Below are 16,227 nucleotides of genomic sequence, written 5' to 3' on the forward strand. Positions count from 1 at the left end.
GACAAGGGCTACGACGCCAGGGAGTTCGTCAAGGAGTGCCTGGACATGGGGGTGACGCCGCATGTGGCACAGAACACCTCGGGCAGGCGCTCTGCGGTATCCGATGTCATTGCAGGCAGTCCGGGCTATGCGATCTCCCAGCAAAGGCGCAAGCTCATCGAACAGGGCTTCGGCTGGGCCAAGACGGTGGGGCGCATGCGCCAGGTGGCGGTGGGAGGCCTTGAGCGGGTGGACCAGATGTTCGTGTTGACGATGAGCGCCTACAACCTCACGCGCATGCGAACGCTGGGGCAGGTGCGCGCGCAGCGCGCGTAGGTCGGTGAAAACGGGCCGCGCAGTACGTGTGGGCAGCCAAAAGGCGTGATGCAGATACCGTAGAACCTGCTATGCGAAAAGAGACCCTCTGCCGTCTCATTCGACAGAGGGTCGGACGCCGCAAGCGGATGAGTATTTCAGCAGCCTGTTAGATCAACAACAGATCGTCCTGTTCAGCATTGATTCTTGAACTAACCCTTAAGCTTTGGCCCGCCTCTGAGAATACCGTGTGGAGGCGGAATCCCGGGCCTGGAGATCCCATTTCCATATACTCGCCGCGCCCCGCGGACACCTGAAATACATCAGATTGCTGGAAAAAATAATCGCTAGAGGCCAAGGGTGTAGCCTCACCTGTTTGAAAATTCGTAATTACAAATTTCGATGGTTCGAAAGAGATAGATCCCAAAGGTATGCGTACCGACCCTACACCAAAGTTAACTGAATTCGTCGCAAATTTAAGATTTGCGACTAGGAGTAGATAGTGATTAATTAGAGAATTACCATGTTCATCTCGCACATAACTCGGCTGATAGACAATGACGCAATCTGCTTTGCTATCGGGCTCATTGACGATCAGTTCCGCCTGAGCTTTTACCTCTTCAGAGTTTGCATTGACATGCATCCTGATAAACAGCACTCGAATGGCATTGCTATCAGCCGCCGTGTGTTTATAGATGTTTTGAGCAGCCGATTTAATTCTTGCCCCATAGCGCGCGGTCTCAGTTGAGGGCGACGGGCAATGAATCAGCACGGAGTCCGAAACGTAGTCGGTAGATATTTTGGCACTTGTTTGCAAAGGATGCATAGTTACCACTATGCCTTCCACCGGCGTCAGTGTCGGCGAAAGATGAATGTCCGCTCTCTGAAAAGAGCTAATGATCGCTTCGAAATGCTCATTTCCTAGGGGAATTTGAGACTGCACTCTCAGCCCCAAATTATTTCCCGTAAGGCGTAGCCTTTCCCTCCATTTGCTTCGGAGCCTGCGCGAGCGAGTCTGAAATTCCTTGTAGGCATCTGAGATGTCAATGTTTTTTACCGAAATGTATTGGCGTTTTCCCTGATTACCGACTAACGAGAAATCGTAACCCGCATTGCTTTTCTTCGCCGGCTCAATCTTCCAACTCTCGGACCCGAAGTATCCAATATAGATTATTTCCGTGCATAGACCCCGAGCCTTTACATCACTCTTCTTGATCTCTCTAATTATACTTTTAACCCAATCTTTATTTAATATGAGCACCTTTTGCAGGCATCTACCAAAGATAAAAAGTTCAACGGTAGAAAGGCGATCAACTCGACCCCAAAGTACAGCCAGTGGCTTCTTCGGATCTTGCGCGGTTAGGTAACCCTCACCAAAGCTGTCCAGAATGCACTGGAACGCAGCAAGCGCCTCTGGTTCACCACCTAGGTTCTGAAAATCTCTCTTGAGAGACATAGCAACTCCGTGCGCAGCAAGTCGTTATAAAATCCAAAAGGGTCCCGCATTTAACCAATGCGCCTCTTCCCGTCACGTCGAAAGTGGAATGAGCTTCCAGACTCAAGCCAATCATAAGGTCCAAGTGATCTAGCAGCGTGCGCCACGGCAGTCGAACATGGGGCACTGCGGCTCCTTCGCCCTGGGTGGTCGTGCCTGCTCCCGAGGGGAGACATCTCGCTGCTCGACCCGGCCCTCCATGAGGCGAGGCAATCGGCCGCGCCCACGCCGAGCATCGGATTGGCTGCGGAGTTTCTCGGTTCGCTGCTCATGTCGAAAATCCGCGGGCGCACCCACTGTGTGCATCAGGTAATGCCCAGCTCATTGAGGTGGCATTGCCGCTTGAGGTGCGCCAGTCACCTCCATATTCAAAATTATGGTTTGACTATGTGTGCTTTTCGCCGACACGGTCGCGTTAAGTCCCACCGGCAAAGGTCCCGGCACGATCTTAATACCCCCGGAACTTGTCTTAGCTGCGGTGAAGCCAACGGTTAGTGGCATTACCCGCGCGGTGTTCTTTTCGTCTCTGAATTCGATGCACGGGGTGCGGTGATTGATGCTAAGCACCTGCTGCCTCAATTTCCATATTACTGTAGCGAGGAGATAGGTCTGCTGATCCTTTTCGCTTGGCGGCTGGCGACTTGCGGAATCACCCGCTTCCGAAATCCCGACGTCGAACGTGAATGTCTGCTCGTTGACTACTTGCTTGCTGCCGTTGGGGCCAGTGAACGTTATCGCCGCTATGGCAGGGAGATCCACCCCGCCGGCGAGCATTACATCTGTCTTGGTGTTCAGGACGACTTTGGCTGATTTAATGCGCAAATCATTTTGCGGGTCTAAGGCGGTTTGACATTCTCGCCGCCCTGAGGGCACTCTATCCGGATAGATTGCAGCCCAACTCCCATAAGCCCTCAATTCAGCCTTTAGGGCATTGACGATAGGCGCAAGATCCTGAAGATCCGCCGCGTCGACGTCAGGCTTTGTGGAGAACAGACCGCAGCCTGAAAGGCAAGCAGTAGTTACCGCAGTAAGGACCGCGGCGCAGGCACGGCACGATGGCATAGCGTTTCTCCTCAGGAAGTTGGGAAGACAACAGTAACTAGCCCGTAGGTTCGACCACACCCCCCAGTTAGGCGATGCCCTCCCACCCAATAGCTGTTACAGCGGCACCGGTGCTAAGCCATGGACACCTGATGCTCACTTCGCAATGCTGCGGCGACCGTAGGGCTCGGACCGAGCAAACTTGCCTCACTGCAGCTCCCGTCCATGTGTCCAACTCCTCTGGGGCCCGCTACGCCGTTCGTTCATCAGCCAAGGCGGCCAACTTTGCCGCCAAGCTGGGTGTTTGACAGAGGGCCTCTGTCGGGCTAGATTTCAGCCGTGACCGCCGCGAGGCACACGATCCGTCTCAGCTCTTGAGAGACGGGCAAGCAGGCTCCCAAGGCCAGCTCCAGAGCATTTTTCTTCCTCAACCCGGACGGGATGATCGACATCCCGTCCAGGCCATAGGCCAGGCATGGGCGTGCCGATCTCCTGTCATCACCGGAGATCATCATGAACGCTCAATCCGACAACGCCTCGACCTACTTCAACCTCCACTTCTCGGGCATCGGTTACCTCAACCGCGTGCGCTGGGTGGACACGAACCGTGGTGGCCGCAAGGCTGCCCCGTTTCTCTCGTGCGCGATCAACGCTCTGCATGGCAAAGCAGACGACCCGAACTTCACGTACTTCGACCTGAAGGTGTCCGGCACCGAGGCCGTGGAGATCATCTCCAACCTCCAGGCCGACGTGGATGCACGACGCAAGGTGCTCGTGACGTTCAGGGGCGGGGACATCTATCCCCACCTGTATGAAAGGCAGGCGCGCGACCGGCAAGGCAACCTGCTGAACCACAAAGAGCACGCAGCCCTCATCAAGGGCCGCTTGCTCATCATCTACGCCGTCTCGGTGGATGGCGTGGTGGTGTATCGCCGTCCTCGGACGGACGATGCCGAAGCAGAAGGCAATGCCGCAGCGGGTGTCGAAGCGCACCATGGTGCAGACGGTGACGACGTGGGCATGCCCTCGGAGCCGCTCGAAGCCCAGGCGGACGCACCGGCGCCGGTCGGTGTGCAGCAGCGCAGGCCCGTGCCCACGCAGCAGCCTCGTGCGCCGCAGCAAGGCACACCGCGACAAGCGGCGCGCCAAAGCGTGCGGCAGCAGATGCCAGCATGAGTGCGGTCGACCGCAACCAGCCCCCGAAGCGCGAAAGCCTTCGGGGGCTTTTTTTTCGGGGCGCGACGATGCACCTAGGGCGTCGACGGCGTCTTGGTAGGACTTCTGCTGAGCTCATGTCCAGTCTTGGTATTCCTAGCCCTGGATCGCCGCCCCTGTTCGCCCGGCATGCCACCTAAGGCTCTCTAGAGGCTCCGGCAGGCCAAGAAGCGTTCTCTCTGCGTCTTGCCACTTGGCGGTGACTGGCTGCCGACTTTTGAGGACGTCGTGGTGAGTTTGGGGGCGATGGGCACGACGAGTAACGGACTGGCGAAGCGGCAGTCTCATTCTGCTCGTCGCTGCCTGTATGGGAAACTTGTCGGCTCACCAGTGAGGCCGCAATGAGCATGTCAGCTGATACCGCTGGACCGTTTGACGTCAGAACCGAGGATCTGAAGAACATCGACCCCGGTCAGGCCGTTGATCTGTTCCGCCAACTCCTGGTCATCGAGGCGGCCAAGGTGGGCGCGCCCATCACTGCCGTCAACGTGCCGGCGGACATCACCACCGCTGACGGCGGCGTCGATGCCGACGTTTCTGACCTTGCCGGCCGAGCACTGCCTGCAGGCCTGATCTTCAACGGGCTGAGCTACTACCAGATCAAGACGGGCAAGTTCTCTGCCTCAAGCTCCAGCGAGATCCGCTCGCTGCTGGTGCAGCCCAAACATGCCACCGGCAATGCTGTGCCGACGAAGGAGCAGTTGCAGCCTCGCGTGCGCGCCTGTTTCGACAACGGCGGCACCTTCGTCGTGGTGGTGTTCGGCGCCGAAGTGGTCGGCACCGAGGAAAACCACGGCGTACAGCAGATCAGCGACTTCATGACGGCCGTCGATCCGGCGTACGCCAGCGTCCCGGTAAAGATCTTCAGGGCCAACCAGCTGTGCTCGGCCATTAAGGTCATTGCTCCGGGCATCGCGCTGAGGCTGAACCGCATCGGCGGCCACGACAACACGTTCTTCCACGACCTGGAATTCCTGGGCGAGAGCTGTGAACTGGAAGTCGACGACTACCAGGTGACGAAGGAACTGGACAAGCTGACCCAGCAGATCACACAGGCCGTGAATACCGTCGGCGATTTCCGGCACGTGCGCGTGCTGGGAGACGCCGGTGCGGGCAAGACCCATCTGATCTACCGCGCGCTGATCGCATCCAAGTTCGGCAGCTGCGCCCTGTATTGCCCGGACCCTGAGGATGCGGTAGGCAGCGGGCCGTTGACCGAGCTGATCAGGATGTCGGGCAAGACCACGGTGATCCTGTTTGCCGACGACTGCACCCTCGAAGTCGCAGAGGAGTTGGTGGCGTTTTTCAGGCGCCGGGCCACCAAGATGTTGCTTATCACGGCCGACAAGGTCTCGGAGCCGAGCAACGCTCATGTCAACGTCGAACTCATCGACATGCCGCGGCTGGCTCCGCCCGTTGTCGCCGAGATCTTCAAGTCCTATGGTGTCCCCGCCGAAAACGCGGAATGGTTGGCGGCACTGTGCGAAGGCTCGCCACGGGCGGCGCACAAGCTCGGCCAGTACATGAACGCGCATCCCGAGGAGCAGCCGACCCAGCACTTAGCCCATCTCGAAATGTACTGGGACCGTATCGTGTGCGCCCCAAACAAGGTGGAGTCGGCCGAAGGGCGGGACAAGCTGACGGTGCTGCGCACGCTGGCGCTGTTCCGTCATATCGCCTGGGACAACGCCGAAGGCGAGGACGTTCAGGCCGCCGTGCTGTGGGCGCTGCAGCAACTTGACAGCGGCTTCTCGCCGATGCGTCTGTCCGATGCTGTCGAGGCGATGCGAAGACACCGGATCCTGCAAGGGCAGCGCACTCTTATCATCACGCCGCAGTTGCTGCACGTCTCGATGTGGAAGGGCTGGTTCGACCGCTACGAGAGGATGGTGGACGTCATCAAGCTCCGGGCTGGTCTGAGCGGCCGGGCCCAGGGTCATTTCGATGCCATGCTGAGCTATGCCAGAGAGTCGCGCGCCGCGACGGCGCTGGCGGAGCGCCTGCTGGGCAAGGATGGGCCATTCGCGTTCTTGGCAGGCTTCGCAGCCGCCGGCGGCGCCAGCCTTTTTTTCGCGGTAGCGCAGGCTAATCCCAAGGCAGCCCTGCGCCGTTTCGCCGACGCCTTGGGTCGCGAATCCGTAGAAGCGCGCAAGCTGTTCCAGGGCGAAGGCCGCCGCACTGCGGTGCATCGCCTGGAGCAGTTGGCGGTCCCGCGCGAGACTTTCTTTGAAGCCGCCAACTGCTTGCTGCTGCTGGCCGAGGCCGAGAACGAGCACTGGTCCAACAACTCGACCGGCGTCTTCGTGTCGCTGTTCGGCCTGGGCCACGACAAGCTGGCTGCCTCGGAGGTGGCCCCCCGCGACAAGCTTCGCTACGTGGACGATCTGCTGCACAGCGACACCGAGTTCTTTCGCCAGATCGCGGTCCGGGCTCTGAGCGAGAGCCTGGAGCCCTTCATCAGCCGTACCGCGATCGAGGAGACGATCGGCCTGCGCCGCCTGCCCGATCGATGGATGCCGAAAACGTGGGACGAGTTGTATGACAGCTACGCCGCCCATGTGGACCTGCTCGACAAGGCGCTGGGCTTCCTCCCGCCGCAGGAGGCCCTGGAGGCGGCACGCGGCGTCGTTCGCAACGTACGCAGCCTGATCCTCGGGCCGATGGCGCCTAAGATCATCGAGTTCCTTCGACGCGTCTCTGAAATTCCGGCGCTGCGCGATGAGTGCATCGAGGCGCTGGTGGCCGCCCTCCATTACGAAGGCAAGGCGCTACCCGACAACGTCAGGTCCGCCCTCGAAGCGCTGCACGCCGATCTCGCGGATTCGTCGTTCGCGAACAAGCTGCGCAGGCATGCGGGCATGAAGCTAGTCGAGGATCACTTTGATGTCGACGGAAACTATTCCGACGAGGCCTCCCCGGTACTTGTCAAGTTGGTTGCAGATGCCAACGCCGACCCTCGCCTGCTCACGCCCGAACTCGCCTGGTTGGTTACCGAAGAAGCCAGGAACGGTTTTCAGTTCGGACAACTATTGGGCCAAGTCGATGCCCGCTTGGCTCTTTGGACTGCCATTCACGGCGCTTGGGTCCAGGCAGGCGATCAGCGCTCGGACTTCTTCATCGGCGGCTATCTGTCAGCGCTGTACGAGCGCGACGCCGACGCGTGGGAGCAAATTCTCGCGGGGCTGTTAGACGATCCCGCCGTCCGGTCCTCGGTCATGGGCGTTGTATGGCGATCTGGCATGACCGATTCCATGGCCAACAGGCTCATAGCCATGGCCGAATCTGGACACCTGGATCCGCGGAACTTCAGGCTGTTCGTCTATGGCGGCGTGATCAACCAAATGCCTTTGCCGGTCGTCTGCAAGGCCATCGAGTTGATGATGGCAGACGGCACGGACTCTTTGGGTGCCGACGCCGCGCTGGATGTCATCAACAGCCGCATGCGCGCCCACGCCGACGACCGCGCGGCGCTGGCCCGGTTGCTGGAACGAGTGCTCGACGCCGCAGCATTCGTCGAGGGCACCGTGGGTGCGAAGACTAACAGGCTCCAGTACAACTGGAACGAGGCGGCAATGCGACTGCTGGAGCTCGACGCGGATGCGGCCGCGCGGCTGGCGGCTAGGTGCATCGAGCACTTCGGTAAGGAAGACAGCATCACCTCAGGCTACTTCGGCGAGCCTCTGAAATTCCTCAGTCGAGTCACCCGCGAGCGCCCCGGCATCGTCTGGCCCGCTATCGCAAATCGGCTCACGGACCATCCACGCGAGGCGAGCACTTGGCGTATGCTGAACTGGCTGCGTGGCGGGCGGGCCAGGCACAGTGGCATCGCCAACGGCATGAATGCCTTGCCCCCCGCGCTGGTGTTCGACTGGATCGATGGAAATGTCGACGAGCGCGCGCCGTTGATAGCGCAGAACTGTCCGCCCATGGTCTCCAGGCCGGACGAGCCGCCAACCTTCGCAAGACAGATGCTGGAGCGCTACGGCACGCTGAAATCCGTGCGCGGCGGCCTGCATGCCAACAACTTCACGGAAGCGTGGGGCGGGCCGGCCAGCCAGCACTACCAGCGCAAGCTGCAGGCCGTGCAAGCTCATTTGGACGTCGAAACTAATGAGAACGTCAGGGGCTGGCTCGTTGAGCACAGGGAGCAGCTAGAGCACAGCGTCCAGCGCGAAACTGATCGCGAACTAGACGAGAACGAGGGCTGACGATGCCGCGCCTGCACGGGCAGTTCAGTACAGCAAGGGTGCTGCTCCAGGAAAAACATCAGGACCGCGCAAGCGACCCTAAAGCTGGCTAGTTCGTCGCGATCGCCGTGCAGCGGCACGGCTCAGTGGAAGGTGCGGTTGCGGTACCGGGGGACGATCATCACTGCGCACTGGAAAGCGGCCTCAATGGGTTGATTCAGTCCGGCCAGGACTTGAGCCGGCCAGGCCTACGCTCTTCCGTAGCGCGCAGGCCTGTGCTACTCTTCCGCCGCTTTCCGCGTGTTCCCGGCGTCACGTACCAAGCCGGAATGCCAGCTTGCTGGCTGAAGCATCTCAGTCCTTGAAAGATGCACACCTTCGGGTCAGGACATCAATCGGTGGCCGTTCCTCTCGCTGATCCACAATCGCAAGCCCCGACGTGCCCAATCTCTGCGGGGACGGAATCCCTGCAGCAGCTCTAAGCCTCAATCGCGCGATGTAGACGTACATCGCTCGATTGCCCCTCTCGCTTCCATCTTCTTCAACCCGTCGGGACCCTGTTCCCGAGCGGACGTGCGTTCTCCCGGCATCACTCCTGGAGTTTTCATGATCCGCCTCGACGGCGTTCTTCGCGTCAAGAAGATCCTTCAAAGCCGCAATGGCCCCTTCGCGGTCGGCACGCTGAGCACTGCCATCGGCACGTTCAAGGTCAAGGACCAACTGCTCGATGCATTCGACGAGGGCGAGTACCAGGTCACGGCCTGGATCGCCGAAGTCTTCCTCGGTCAGTACACCACTGGAACCGGCACCTCCATCACCGAGATCCGGGCGCGGCTGCAGGACCTGCAGGTACGCTCAGAAGCGGCGAGCCCGCAGGACTCCGAGGAGGTGGCTGAGCCCGATCCTCTGGACGAACCTCCACCGGCGCCGCGGCGCCCTGCGATACCTGCGCGCCTGCCTCCCGCTGGAGCGACGCCTTCGCCAGCGCCCGCCCCGACTGCCCGGCCGACGACACGAGGCTGGATACAGCCACCGACTGCGAGCCCCGCGGCTGCCGCCCCCGCGAGCGCGGCGCCGGTTGAACCACCTGGTGCCGAGGGCCCGGACCTTTCAGCATTCAGCGAGGACCTGGCCGTGCTCATCCGTGAGCGCAAGCCAGTGAAGCTCGATCCGACGATTGACCGCGTGAATTACCGCGAGCAAACGCGACAGTTGCGTCAGAACCTGGGCTACACGTTCAGGGCGACGGAGCAGACCTTCTATCCGGCCTGAACCGGAATCGACAGCGCGCCCATGCGGGCTGTCGCGTGGCCGCAGGGTGTGGCCACGCGACAGCCCAGCCTGAGGCCGCGCATCGCTACCAACGGGGTGGCGGCCGACCCAATGCGGCCGCGGCTTTGCGAACGAGTGCAGCCGGGCGAAAGCCAAGCTTGCCTGCAGCTCTCGCGCCTTTCCTTGATCGCCCGGCCCCGCGACGGCGATCGGCATGTGCCACCGGCACAGCCAGGGGCAACGTACTTTCCAGAAACCCAGTTTCAAGCTACCCCGGATGGGGTTCCCAAAGCGTCCCGTGACCGGGGCGCTTCGGGAAACCATCCCATCAACCACGATGGTTTCAGGCGCGCTCAGCCTCGAAGGCGCGCCGGCCTTCAACGGCCAGGCACACCTCTTCATCAACCCGCGTGGGACTACGACTCCCCGCCGGGGATCGTGGCCGCGCACTTCCAAGGATTTCCCATGGACAACGTTCGCTTCATCGATCCCCAAACTCCTCACCCGGCCGAACCTCCAGCGCTACCGCCCTCGGAGATCGACGCGCTGCTGGAGAAACTGAACCCGCAGCCGCAGCGGCCCATGACCAAGGCCGAGCTGGAGGAGTTCCTTGACCTGCGACTCGACCGGCTCTGGCTGGACGCCTTCGAATCCGACGACATTCTGCGCAAGCAGCTGATGCGTCACATGGTCTGGACCGTGGCCACGAGCATCGTGGTTCCGCTACTGACCGTCATCGCCACGATCAAGCTGATCTGAGCGCTGCCCACGAGGGCGCGGGCGCAAGCCTGGGCCCTCGCCTTTCAACCCTCTGGGGACTGCACCCCAGCGAGGGATGCCGTCTCCATCGAACGAGAACGGAGCTTCCCATGCATGCCCACACGTCGATCGCGACGGTCGTCGAACTTCCGAACTGGTCCCCCGAAGAGCGGGCCGTCTTCCACATCTGCTTCCGCAACTGGTGCAGCCAGGCGAGTTCCGACGAGTTCGACAAGCTGGAGCAACTGCGAGAGCAGGTCGCTCCCGGCGAGGTCTGCTCGATGGTGCGCCTGGTGCGCGCTGGCTTCAGGCAGCCGGACCTTCGGGACCAGCTGCCTGCTGCGCTGGTTGGACTTCTTCAAGAACGCCGTTTGCTGCCGGCCTCATCTGCCGTGCAAGGCGCCTGAGCTGAGGAAGCGCGTCACGAGCATCGACTTCCTCCAGCAGGAAGGCGAACTCGGCGTCGCGCCTGGCCTCAGCCTCGGCCGCGCCGCCATTGATCAGGGTGAACCGCTCGCGAGTCATCCCGCCAGTGTCGCAGCCTTTGCTGCGGCGTCCCATCCACGCGCACCGCCCGCGGTGCAGGTTTCCATGAAAGGCTTCCATGACCACCGCTCAACGCGCGAAGAACCCCGGGATGCTGGCCAGCCAGGCCGGCAGGCCGGACCTGGAGCTGCAGGTGCTGGAAAGCACTGCCGGCTTCTACATCGGCACCTTCTCTGAAAACGGCCCCTACACGCGAGAGAGCCAGGAGTACTTCCTGACCCGCTCTCGCGCGGAAGCCGCTTTGGACCAGGGCACCTGGAACCAGAGGGCCTACCTGTAAAGCCAACCCGCCCCAGCGTTCCGCTGGGGCTCTTCTCAACCTGCGGGAGACGGCCCGCAGGGGTCTCCCGCCACCAAGAAGGGAGAACTCCATGATCCAACTCGCATCGCGCCTTCGCGCGGCACTTTCGACCCGGGAGGGTCGCGGCAGCCCCGGCCAACTCATGGTGATGGAAGCGCCAGGCGTCTACCGCCGGCCTCAACCGACGGAAGTGATCGCCGCCGCCCAGGCACTGCTCGCCAAGCAGGTGCCCGACTCGTCCTACCTGGACAGTCCCGCCACCGTGCGTGGCTACCTCGCCTGCAAGCTCGCGGGTCTGGCCCATGAGGTCTTCGGCGTCGTGCTCCTCACGTCCCAGCTGCGGGTGATCGAGTACGTCGAGATGTTCAGGGGGACCTTGACCCACACTTCGATGCATCCGCGCGAAGTCGTCAAAGAGGCCCTGCGTGCCAACGCCGGATGCCTGATCGCCGTGCACAACCATCCGAGCGGCTGCACGAACCCTTCGCCGGCGGACGAGCACGTCACAGCGGCGCTGCGGACCGCCCTGCAGCTGGTCGACGTCAGGCTGATCGACCACCTGATCGTTGGCCGCGACGAAACACTGAGCATGGCCGAGAAGGGCCTCATGTAACACGGCGCAGCCGACCACTGCGCCGGGAACCCAAGGTGGGGTTCCCACAGCATCGCGCGCCGGTACTGTGGGAAGCCACCTGATGCCAAGGACCTTGTTTGGACATCGGATCTGGTACAGCCACGCTCAGCCTTGGAAGCGTGACCGGCCGCGAATGCGGTCGAGGCAATTCAGCAACCCCGTCGGGACACGCCCGACACGGGGCATGCCCGGCACTTCCCATGGAGTCCACATGCCCCAAGAAGACGAAACCCTGCAGCGCTTCGACACGCTGCCCCACTACACCACGGACCGTCAAGCCCAGACGAGCACGTTGAAGTGGAGCGGGCCCGAGCCGATCCCGCAAATCGGCGCCGAAGTCCGCATCAAGATGAACGGAATCGGCCTCGGCCGCGTCGTCAGCTACGCCGCCTACTGCGGGTATCTGGGGCTGATGGTGATGCCCTACGCTCCACCCGCATGGTGGACCGATCAAAACGGCGCACCTGCGCCGGAACGCGCCGGCCTGGCGTTCGGGTCAGAGATCGAGCTGGTGCCCGCCGGCGAGCCTGTCCCTGCCCACGCCGGAGCCTGACATGGCACTCATGTTCGCGCGCAACGCGCGCAACTTCATCAAGAACGGCTACTTCCCGACGGACGAGGCGACGCTGGAGGGCATCATTGCCATGCTGCGGCCGGGACCTGGGCCTTGCAGGCTCCTGGACCCCTGCTGCGGTGAAGGCAGCGCCCTGGCCGACGTGCGACACGGACTGCAGCAGCATTCCGCCGCGCAGGAGGCGCCGGCCATCGAGGCCTTGGGCATCGAGTTCGACCGCGAGCGTGCCTGGCATGCGAAGCAATGCCTCGACCGGGTCATCCATGCAGACATGCACGACGTGATCGTGAAGCCCCGCTCGATCGGGTTGATGTTCCTCAATCCGCCCTACGGCTACGGAGTCTCGGACAACGCGAACCGCAGTGCGGCGGACGCGGAAGCCGGGAAGGCCGAACGGCTGGAGCGGACCTTCCTTCGCAAGTGCACACCCTACGTCGCCTATGGCGGCATCCTGGTCTACATCGTTCCGCACTACGCGCTCGACGACGAGATCCGGGCCCACCTGGCCCGCAACTACGACGACGTCCGCGTGTTCATGGCCCCGGAGCGCAGGTTCAGGCAGTGCGTGGTCATCGGCCGCCGCCGCAAGGCCGGCAACGCCACCCGCGCAGTGCAGGAGCTGCTCGCACAGGCCCAGGCCTCCGAGGCCCAAGCGCCCGTGCTCAGCACCGACTTCGTGGACGCACCGTACGTGGTTCCTGCCGCGGAAGAGGCTGACTGCGACTTCCACGCGGTGCGCATCGACGCCGACCAGCTCGCCCACGAACTGGACCGGTATCGAAGCGCACTGCTTTGGGAAGGCCTGGAGAACCACTTTCGCCAGACCGCCGGCGCCTGCCGGCCTCCCTTGCGCGAACTCACGCCCTGGCACCTTGCACTGTCCCTGGCCGCTGGCCAGGTCAGCGGCAGGTTCCGGTCGGCCGACGGACGCGAGTTCCTGCTCAAGGGAGACACCTTCAAGCAGAAGCAGCGCACCGTGGTCACGGAGTTCAATGACAAGGGCGAGGCCAGCCAGGTCATCACCCTCCTGGACCGCTTCGTGCCGGTCATCAACGCGATCGAGTTCACGCCCGATCACCGTCTGGGCCAGATCGTGAAGATCGCCTGATCAGGTCGCCTGACCTGTTGTTCCACCAACCCTTGGGGGCTCGGCCCTCAGACGGGACGGGCTCCCCATCACTTCGCTGAAGGAGTCAGTCGTGTTCACCACCACAGTCATGGTCCCCCTGGAGGGCCACAAATTCGCGCTAGGGGAGGTCGTCCTGACACAGGGTGTCCACCAGCTGGTGCTGCAAGGCCTCGTGAATCCCGCCGAGTTGCTCAGGCGTCATGGCCTGGGCGACTGGGGCGACCTGTGCGACAGCGACAAGCGCTTGAACGACAGCGCACTGCGCCCAGGCGATGAAGGGCGCGTCCATTCCTCGTACGAGATGGACGGCGTCAGCACCGTGTGGGTCATCACCGAATGGGACCGCAGCGTCACGACGCTGCTGCTGCCATCGGAGTATTGAGGACCATCGAGAGGTCCTCGGGAAGCGACCGCTTCCCTGTGCGGCTGCCTCGCGGCCGCACAGGGAAGCCGTCGACATGAAGACATGGCTTCCAGGCGCGCTCAGCCCTTCGAGCGCGCCGACCACGACAGTGGCCGGGCATAGCGGCGCCGCGAGGCGTCATCTCCACCACCCGCGCGGGACCACCCCTCGCGGGTGGTCCCGCGACCTTGTTCAAGGAAACGCACATGAGCAGCAAGTACGAGACCACCGTCACCAAGCGAGACGGACAGTGGCGCGCATGCACCACGATTGCCCTGGAGGGCACCCAGCGTGAGCTGGATATCACCACGTCGAAGGACAGCCGCGGCAACATCACCGCACGCGCGACGGTCCATCGCATCGAAGGCGCCTATCGCAGCCACACCTTCGGCTTCGGCTCGGGCCGCGGTGACTTCTCGCGCCTCGTCCTGACCACCCCCTGCAGGCGTGTGACGGAGCGGACGGTGGTGGAGGCCCACCAGAAGGCGTTGGAGAGCGTGGAAGCCCTCCTAGCGGCTGTGGAGGACCACTATGTGCAGCAGGCACTCCTGAACGGTTTGCTCGCTGCCCATGCGAACGCACCTGCACCTGGCGCCGCCTCGGCGCTGCCGGCGTGATCGAGAGGACACGCCATGAACAATGTCGAGTTCATCACTGAGCTGATGACCTTCAGCCGCGCGGGTCCGCTCACGCAGGTGTTCGTCATCGACGCGCTCCTCAAGCAGGCACGCCTGGTGGCCGCCACCCCGGCCGAGCGCTTCGAACGCCCGATGTTCAGCGGCGCGGCGTGGGTTGCCGCAGCGCAGGAGGTCCTGGATCGGTGGGAGAAGGTCTACGGCGTCGCGCGAGCGGCCGAGCCCACTCAGTTGCGGTCGCTCTTCGCGGCATTGCTGGATGCCGATGAAATCGTGGTCGATGGCTACGAGACGGACAAGGTCGTGCTCACCCCGTCGTTGCGGGACCCTCAGCCATTCCTCACAACGGCATCCGGGTCCATCGTGGAAATGAACGATCAGCAGCTGCTGCTGACGCACGGTGAAGACGCCAGCACGGGGCGATTCATCGACATCCGGGGAGAGGAACACTCCCTCGTGCTGCATCGGCTGGTTCGCACGCCGCTGCGGCCCATCGACGCATAGCGCGTCCAACCTGGGAAGCGAAGGCTTCCCCGTGCGGCTGATCAGCGGCCGTAGGGGGAAGCCTCCGACAGTGCGCAGGTCTTCAATCGCGCTCAGCCCTGAAAGCGCGGCGGCCATCAGGTCGGGCATGCGGCGCCTTGCGCGCCATCCCTCAACCCGCGCGGGGTGCGTCCCCGCCGGGGGCGTCCTGCGCATCATTCCAAGGAGTGAACCATGCGAATGCACATGTCCATAGCCCATGCCCGCGGGCATGCAGGAAGCACCATCAGGCGAAGCGCAGGCGAAGCCTTGACAGCCGCCACCGCTCGTCCGGAGCACGTCCATGCTTGAGCTGCAGATAGCGGCCCGTCGAGTGGTGGAGTCGTGGGAAGGCGGCGATTTAGCCGCAGCTGTTCGTGACCTGGGAACGCAGCTTCAGCGTCAGCGGGACCTGCAGGTCAAGTACCCGAGAGCAGTCGAACTGGCCCAGGACCGGTATGACTCGCCTCGAAGTGCACACACCGGCATCCAGGTCGACGATGGCGCCGCTCTCAGCGAAAGTGACGACGGCGTCTGGGTCAGTGCCTGGCTTCTCATCCCCACCGCAGATGTGAACGGGAATCTGAATGGCTAGGACCGTGTATCCCATCGCCGAGTTTCCGGAGGTGTTCGCGGACGCATGTCTGCGCGACTCCACCGGCACGCTGCGCTTCATCTCGTTGTATGGCAGGGATGGCTCGCTGATGCAGCTTCACGCCGCCATGCAGCTGGGGCAGAAGGATGGGGGCGTCTCTCGCATTCACCTGGTCGACGAGGCCGATGGCCGCCGTCACCTGGTGGAGGTCGGCAGCGTCGACCACCTTGTGAAGTTCGCCGGACGGCTGCCTCGCCAAAACGTCTTCGGCCCGCTGTCACAGGTGTGGATCTACGACCGCGCGCTCGTCCAGCTCGATCGCCCGAACCGGATCGGCTGGGCGTTGAGCCGACGCCAATCCCTGCTGGCGGATGGCCCCGACGGGAACGACCTGCTGGACAAGGCCTGGGACCTCACCCGCCGGCTCTCTCCGGTTGCACTGCTGGACGCCTGGCGACCCGCGCTGCAGGCCTGGTGCCTTGAGACGCGCGCCTTCGAGCGCCTGAACGATCCGCTCTATCCCCCGCTCGGCCCCGTCGACGCGCTGCGGGTGAGCATCACGGATCACTTCGTTCGCTTCATCAGCGAGCAGGTGAAACAGGGGCACCTCGTGCTCTGAACCCAC

The 16,227-nt window shown here is 62.7% G+C and carries 18 protein-coding genes; 15 read left to right on the forward strand and 3 right to left on the reverse strand.

The genetic code is table 11. The features are described from left to right. On the forward strand, nt 1–315 hold a 315-nt coding region (locus tag ACT54X_RS12420), incomplete at its 5' end, for a transposase (protein WP_476346764.1). Nucleotides 316–463: 148 nt separating this feature from the next. Here ACT54X_RS12420 and ACT54X_RS12425 read toward each other — a convergent pair. The 3 genes from ACT54X_RS12425 to ACT54X_RS12435 form a co-directional block, all read right to left on the reverse strand. Next, a complete protein-coding gene (locus ACT54X_RS12425; RefSeq protein WP_476346766.1) occupies nt 464–1,750 on the reverse strand; it encodes a hypothetical protein in 1,287 nt (428 codons plus the stop codon). 360 nt (nt 1,751–2,110) lie between these two features. Next, complete coding sequence (locus ACT54X_RS12430; RefSeq protein ID WP_476346768.1) at nt 2,111–2,851, reverse strand: hypothetical protein; 741 nt, start codon at nt 2,849–2,851, stop codon at nt 2,111–2,113. A gap of 305 nt (nt 2,852–3,156) precedes the next feature. Then, nucleotides 3,157–3,345, reverse strand: a complete 189-nt coding sequence (locus tag ACT54X_RS12435) for a hypothetical protein (protein ID WP_476346770.1) — start codon at nt 3,343–3,345, stop codon at nt 3,157–3,159. On the opposite strand from ACT54X_RS12435, the gene ACT54X_RS12440 reads away from it, so the two are divergent. The 14 genes from ACT54X_RS12440 to ACT54X_RS12505 all read left to right on the forward strand — a co-directional run bounded on the left by ACT54X_RS12440 (nt 3,344) and on the right by ACT54X_RS12505 (nt 16,221). Next, entirely contained in the window at nt 3,344–4,006 is a 663-nt protein-coding gene (locus ACT54X_RS12440; RefSeq protein WP_476346772.1) for a DUF3577 domain-containing protein, read from the forward strand. The two genes, ACT54X_RS12435 and ACT54X_RS12440, sit on opposite strands and share 2 nt — an antisense overlap. A 380-nt stretch (nt 4,007–4,386) precedes the next feature. After that, nucleotides 4,387–8,253 (forward strand): hypothetical protein, encoded by a 3,867-nt coding sequence (locus ACT54X_RS12445; RefSeq protein WP_476346774.1) that lies wholly within the window; start codon nt 4,387–4,389, stop codon nt 8,251–8,253. A gap of 585 nt (nt 8,254–8,838) precedes the next feature. Continuing rightward, nucleotides 8,839–9,504, forward strand: coding sequence for a DUF3275 family protein (locus tag ACT54X_RS12450; protein WP_476346776.1), 666 nt, complete (start codon nt 8,839–8,841; stop codon nt 9,502–9,504). A 465-nt stretch (nt 9,505–9,969) separates the two neighbouring features. Beyond that, nucleotides 9,970–10,263, forward strand: a complete 294-nt coding sequence (locus tag ACT54X_RS12455) for a hypothetical protein (RefSeq protein WP_476346778.1) — start codon at nt 9,970–9,972, stop codon at nt 10,261–10,263. A gap of 110 nt (nt 10,264–10,373) precedes the next feature. Beyond that, nucleotides 10,374–10,670, forward strand: coding sequence for a hypothetical protein (locus ACT54X_RS12460; protein ID WP_476346780.1), 297 nt, complete (start codon nt 10,374–10,376; stop codon nt 10,668–10,670). 197 nt (nt 10,671–10,867) lie between these two features. Then, the gene (locus ACT54X_RS12465) at nt 10,868–11,089 is read left to right on the forward strand and encodes a hypothetical protein (RefSeq protein ID WP_476346782.1); all 222 of its coding nucleotides are present in this window, start codon (nt 10,868–10,870) and stop codon (nt 11,087–11,089) included. 91 nt (nt 11,090–11,180) lie between these two features. Further along, nucleotides 11,181–11,723, forward strand: coding sequence for a JAB domain-containing protein (locus ACT54X_RS12470; protein WP_476346784.1), 543 nt, complete (start codon nt 11,181–11,183; stop codon nt 11,721–11,723). 232 nt (nt 11,724–11,955) lie between these two features. After that, entirely contained in the window at nt 11,956–12,297 is a 342-nt protein-coding gene (locus ACT54X_RS12475; protein ID WP_476346785.1) for a hypothetical protein, read from the forward strand. Nucleotide 12,298: 1 nt separating this feature from the next. Beyond that, nucleotides 12,299–13,426: a DUF6094 domain-containing protein gene (locus ACT54X_RS12480; protein WP_476346787.1), complete on the forward strand. Its 1,128-nt coding sequence runs from the start codon at nt 12,299–12,301 to the stop codon at nt 13,424–13,426. Nucleotides 13,427–13,535: 109 nt separating this feature from the next. Beyond that, nucleotides 13,536–13,829 carry a hypothetical protein gene (locus ACT54X_RS12485; protein WP_476347101.1) on the forward strand — a complete coding sequence of 98 codons (294 nt, stop codon included), beginning with the start codon at nt 13,536–13,538 and terminating at the stop codon, nt 13,827–13,829. A gap of 227 nt (nt 13,830–14,056) precedes the next feature. Continuing rightward, nucleotides 14,057–14,467 carry a hypothetical protein gene (locus ACT54X_RS12490; RefSeq protein ID WP_476346789.1) on the forward strand — a complete coding sequence of 137 codons (411 nt, stop codon included), beginning with the start codon at nt 14,057–14,059 and terminating at the stop codon, nt 14,465–14,467. 15 nt (nt 14,468–14,482) lie between these two features. After that, the gene (locus tag ACT54X_RS12495) at nt 14,483–14,989 is read left to right on the forward strand and encodes a hypothetical protein (RefSeq protein ID WP_476346791.1); all 507 of its coding nucleotides are present in this window, start codon (nt 14,483–14,485) and stop codon (nt 14,987–14,989) included. Nucleotides 14,990–15,311: 322 nt separating this feature from the next. Further along, entirely contained in the window at nt 15,312–15,602 is a 291-nt protein-coding gene (locus ACT54X_RS12500) for a hypothetical protein (RefSeq protein WP_476346793.1), read from the forward strand. Between the two features lie 4 nt (nt 15,603–15,606). After that, nucleotides 15,607–16,221, forward strand: a complete 615-nt coding sequence (locus ACT54X_RS12505; protein ID WP_476346795.1) for a hypothetical protein — start codon at nt 15,607–15,609, stop codon at nt 16,219–16,221. Nucleotides 16,222–16,227 lie beyond the last annotated feature (6 nt).

Source organism: Pseudacidovorax sp. DMC4 (assembly GCF_056314265.1).

Bases quoted from the DNA above. Each gene is read 5' to 3' on its own strand.
- ACT54X_RS12425 (WP_476346766.1), bottom strand. From the start codon at position 1,750: ATGTCTCTCAAGAGAGATTTTCAGAACCTAGGTGGTGAACCAGAGGCG.
- ACT54X_RS12430 (WP_476346768.1), bottom strand. From the start codon at position 2,851: ATGCCATCGTGCCGTGCCTGCGCCGCGGTCCTTACTGCGGTAACTACT.
- ACT54X_RS12440 (WP_476346772.1), top strand. From the start codon at position 3,344: ATGAACGCTCAATCCGACAACGCCTCGACCTACTTCAACCTCCACTTC.
- ACT54X_RS12435 (WP_476346770.1), bottom strand. From the start codon at position 3,345: ATGATGATCTCCGGTGATGACAGGAGATCGGCACGCCCATGCCTGGCC.
- ACT54X_RS12445 (WP_476346774.1), top strand. From the start codon at position 4,387: ATGAGCATGTCAGCTGATACCGCTGGACCGTTTGACGTCAGAACCGAG.
- ACT54X_RS12450 (WP_476346776.1), top strand. From the start codon at position 8,839: ATGATCCGCCTCGACGGCGTTCTTCGCGTCAAGAAGATCCTTCAAAGC.
- ACT54X_RS12455 (WP_476346778.1), top strand. From the start codon at position 9,970: ATGGACAACGTTCGCTTCATCGATCCCCAAACTCCTCACCCGGCCGAA.
- ACT54X_RS12460 (WP_476346780.1), top strand. From the start codon at position 10,374: ATGCATGCCCACACGTCGATCGCGACGGTCGTCGAACTTCCGAACTGG.
- ACT54X_RS12465 (WP_476346782.1), top strand. From the start codon at position 10,868: ATGACCACCGCTCAACGCGCGAAGAACCCCGGGATGCTGGCCAGCCAG.
- ACT54X_RS12470 (WP_476346784.1), top strand. From the start codon at position 11,181: ATGATCCAACTCGCATCGCGCCTTCGCGCGGCACTTTCGACCCGGGAG.
- ACT54X_RS12475 (WP_476346785.1), top strand. From the start codon at position 11,956: ATGCCCCAAGAAGACGAAACCCTGCAGCGCTTCGACACGCTGCCCCAC.
- ACT54X_RS12480 (WP_476346787.1), top strand. From the start codon at position 12,299: ATGGCACTCATGTTCGCGCGCAACGCGCGCAACTTCATCAAGAACGGC.
- ACT54X_RS12485 (WP_476347101.1), top strand. From the start codon at position 13,536: ATGGTCCCCCTGGAGGGCCACAAATTCGCGCTAGGGGAGGTCGTCCTG.
- ACT54X_RS12490 (WP_476346789.1), top strand. From the start codon at position 14,057: ATGAGCAGCAAGTACGAGACCACCGTCACCAAGCGAGACGGACAGTGG.
- ACT54X_RS12495 (WP_476346791.1), top strand. From the start codon at position 14,483: ATGAACAATGTCGAGTTCATCACTGAGCTGATGACCTTCAGCCGCGCG.
- ACT54X_RS12500 (WP_476346793.1), top strand. From the start codon at position 15,312: ATGCTTGAGCTGCAGATAGCGGCCCGTCGAGTGGTGGAGTCGTGGGAA.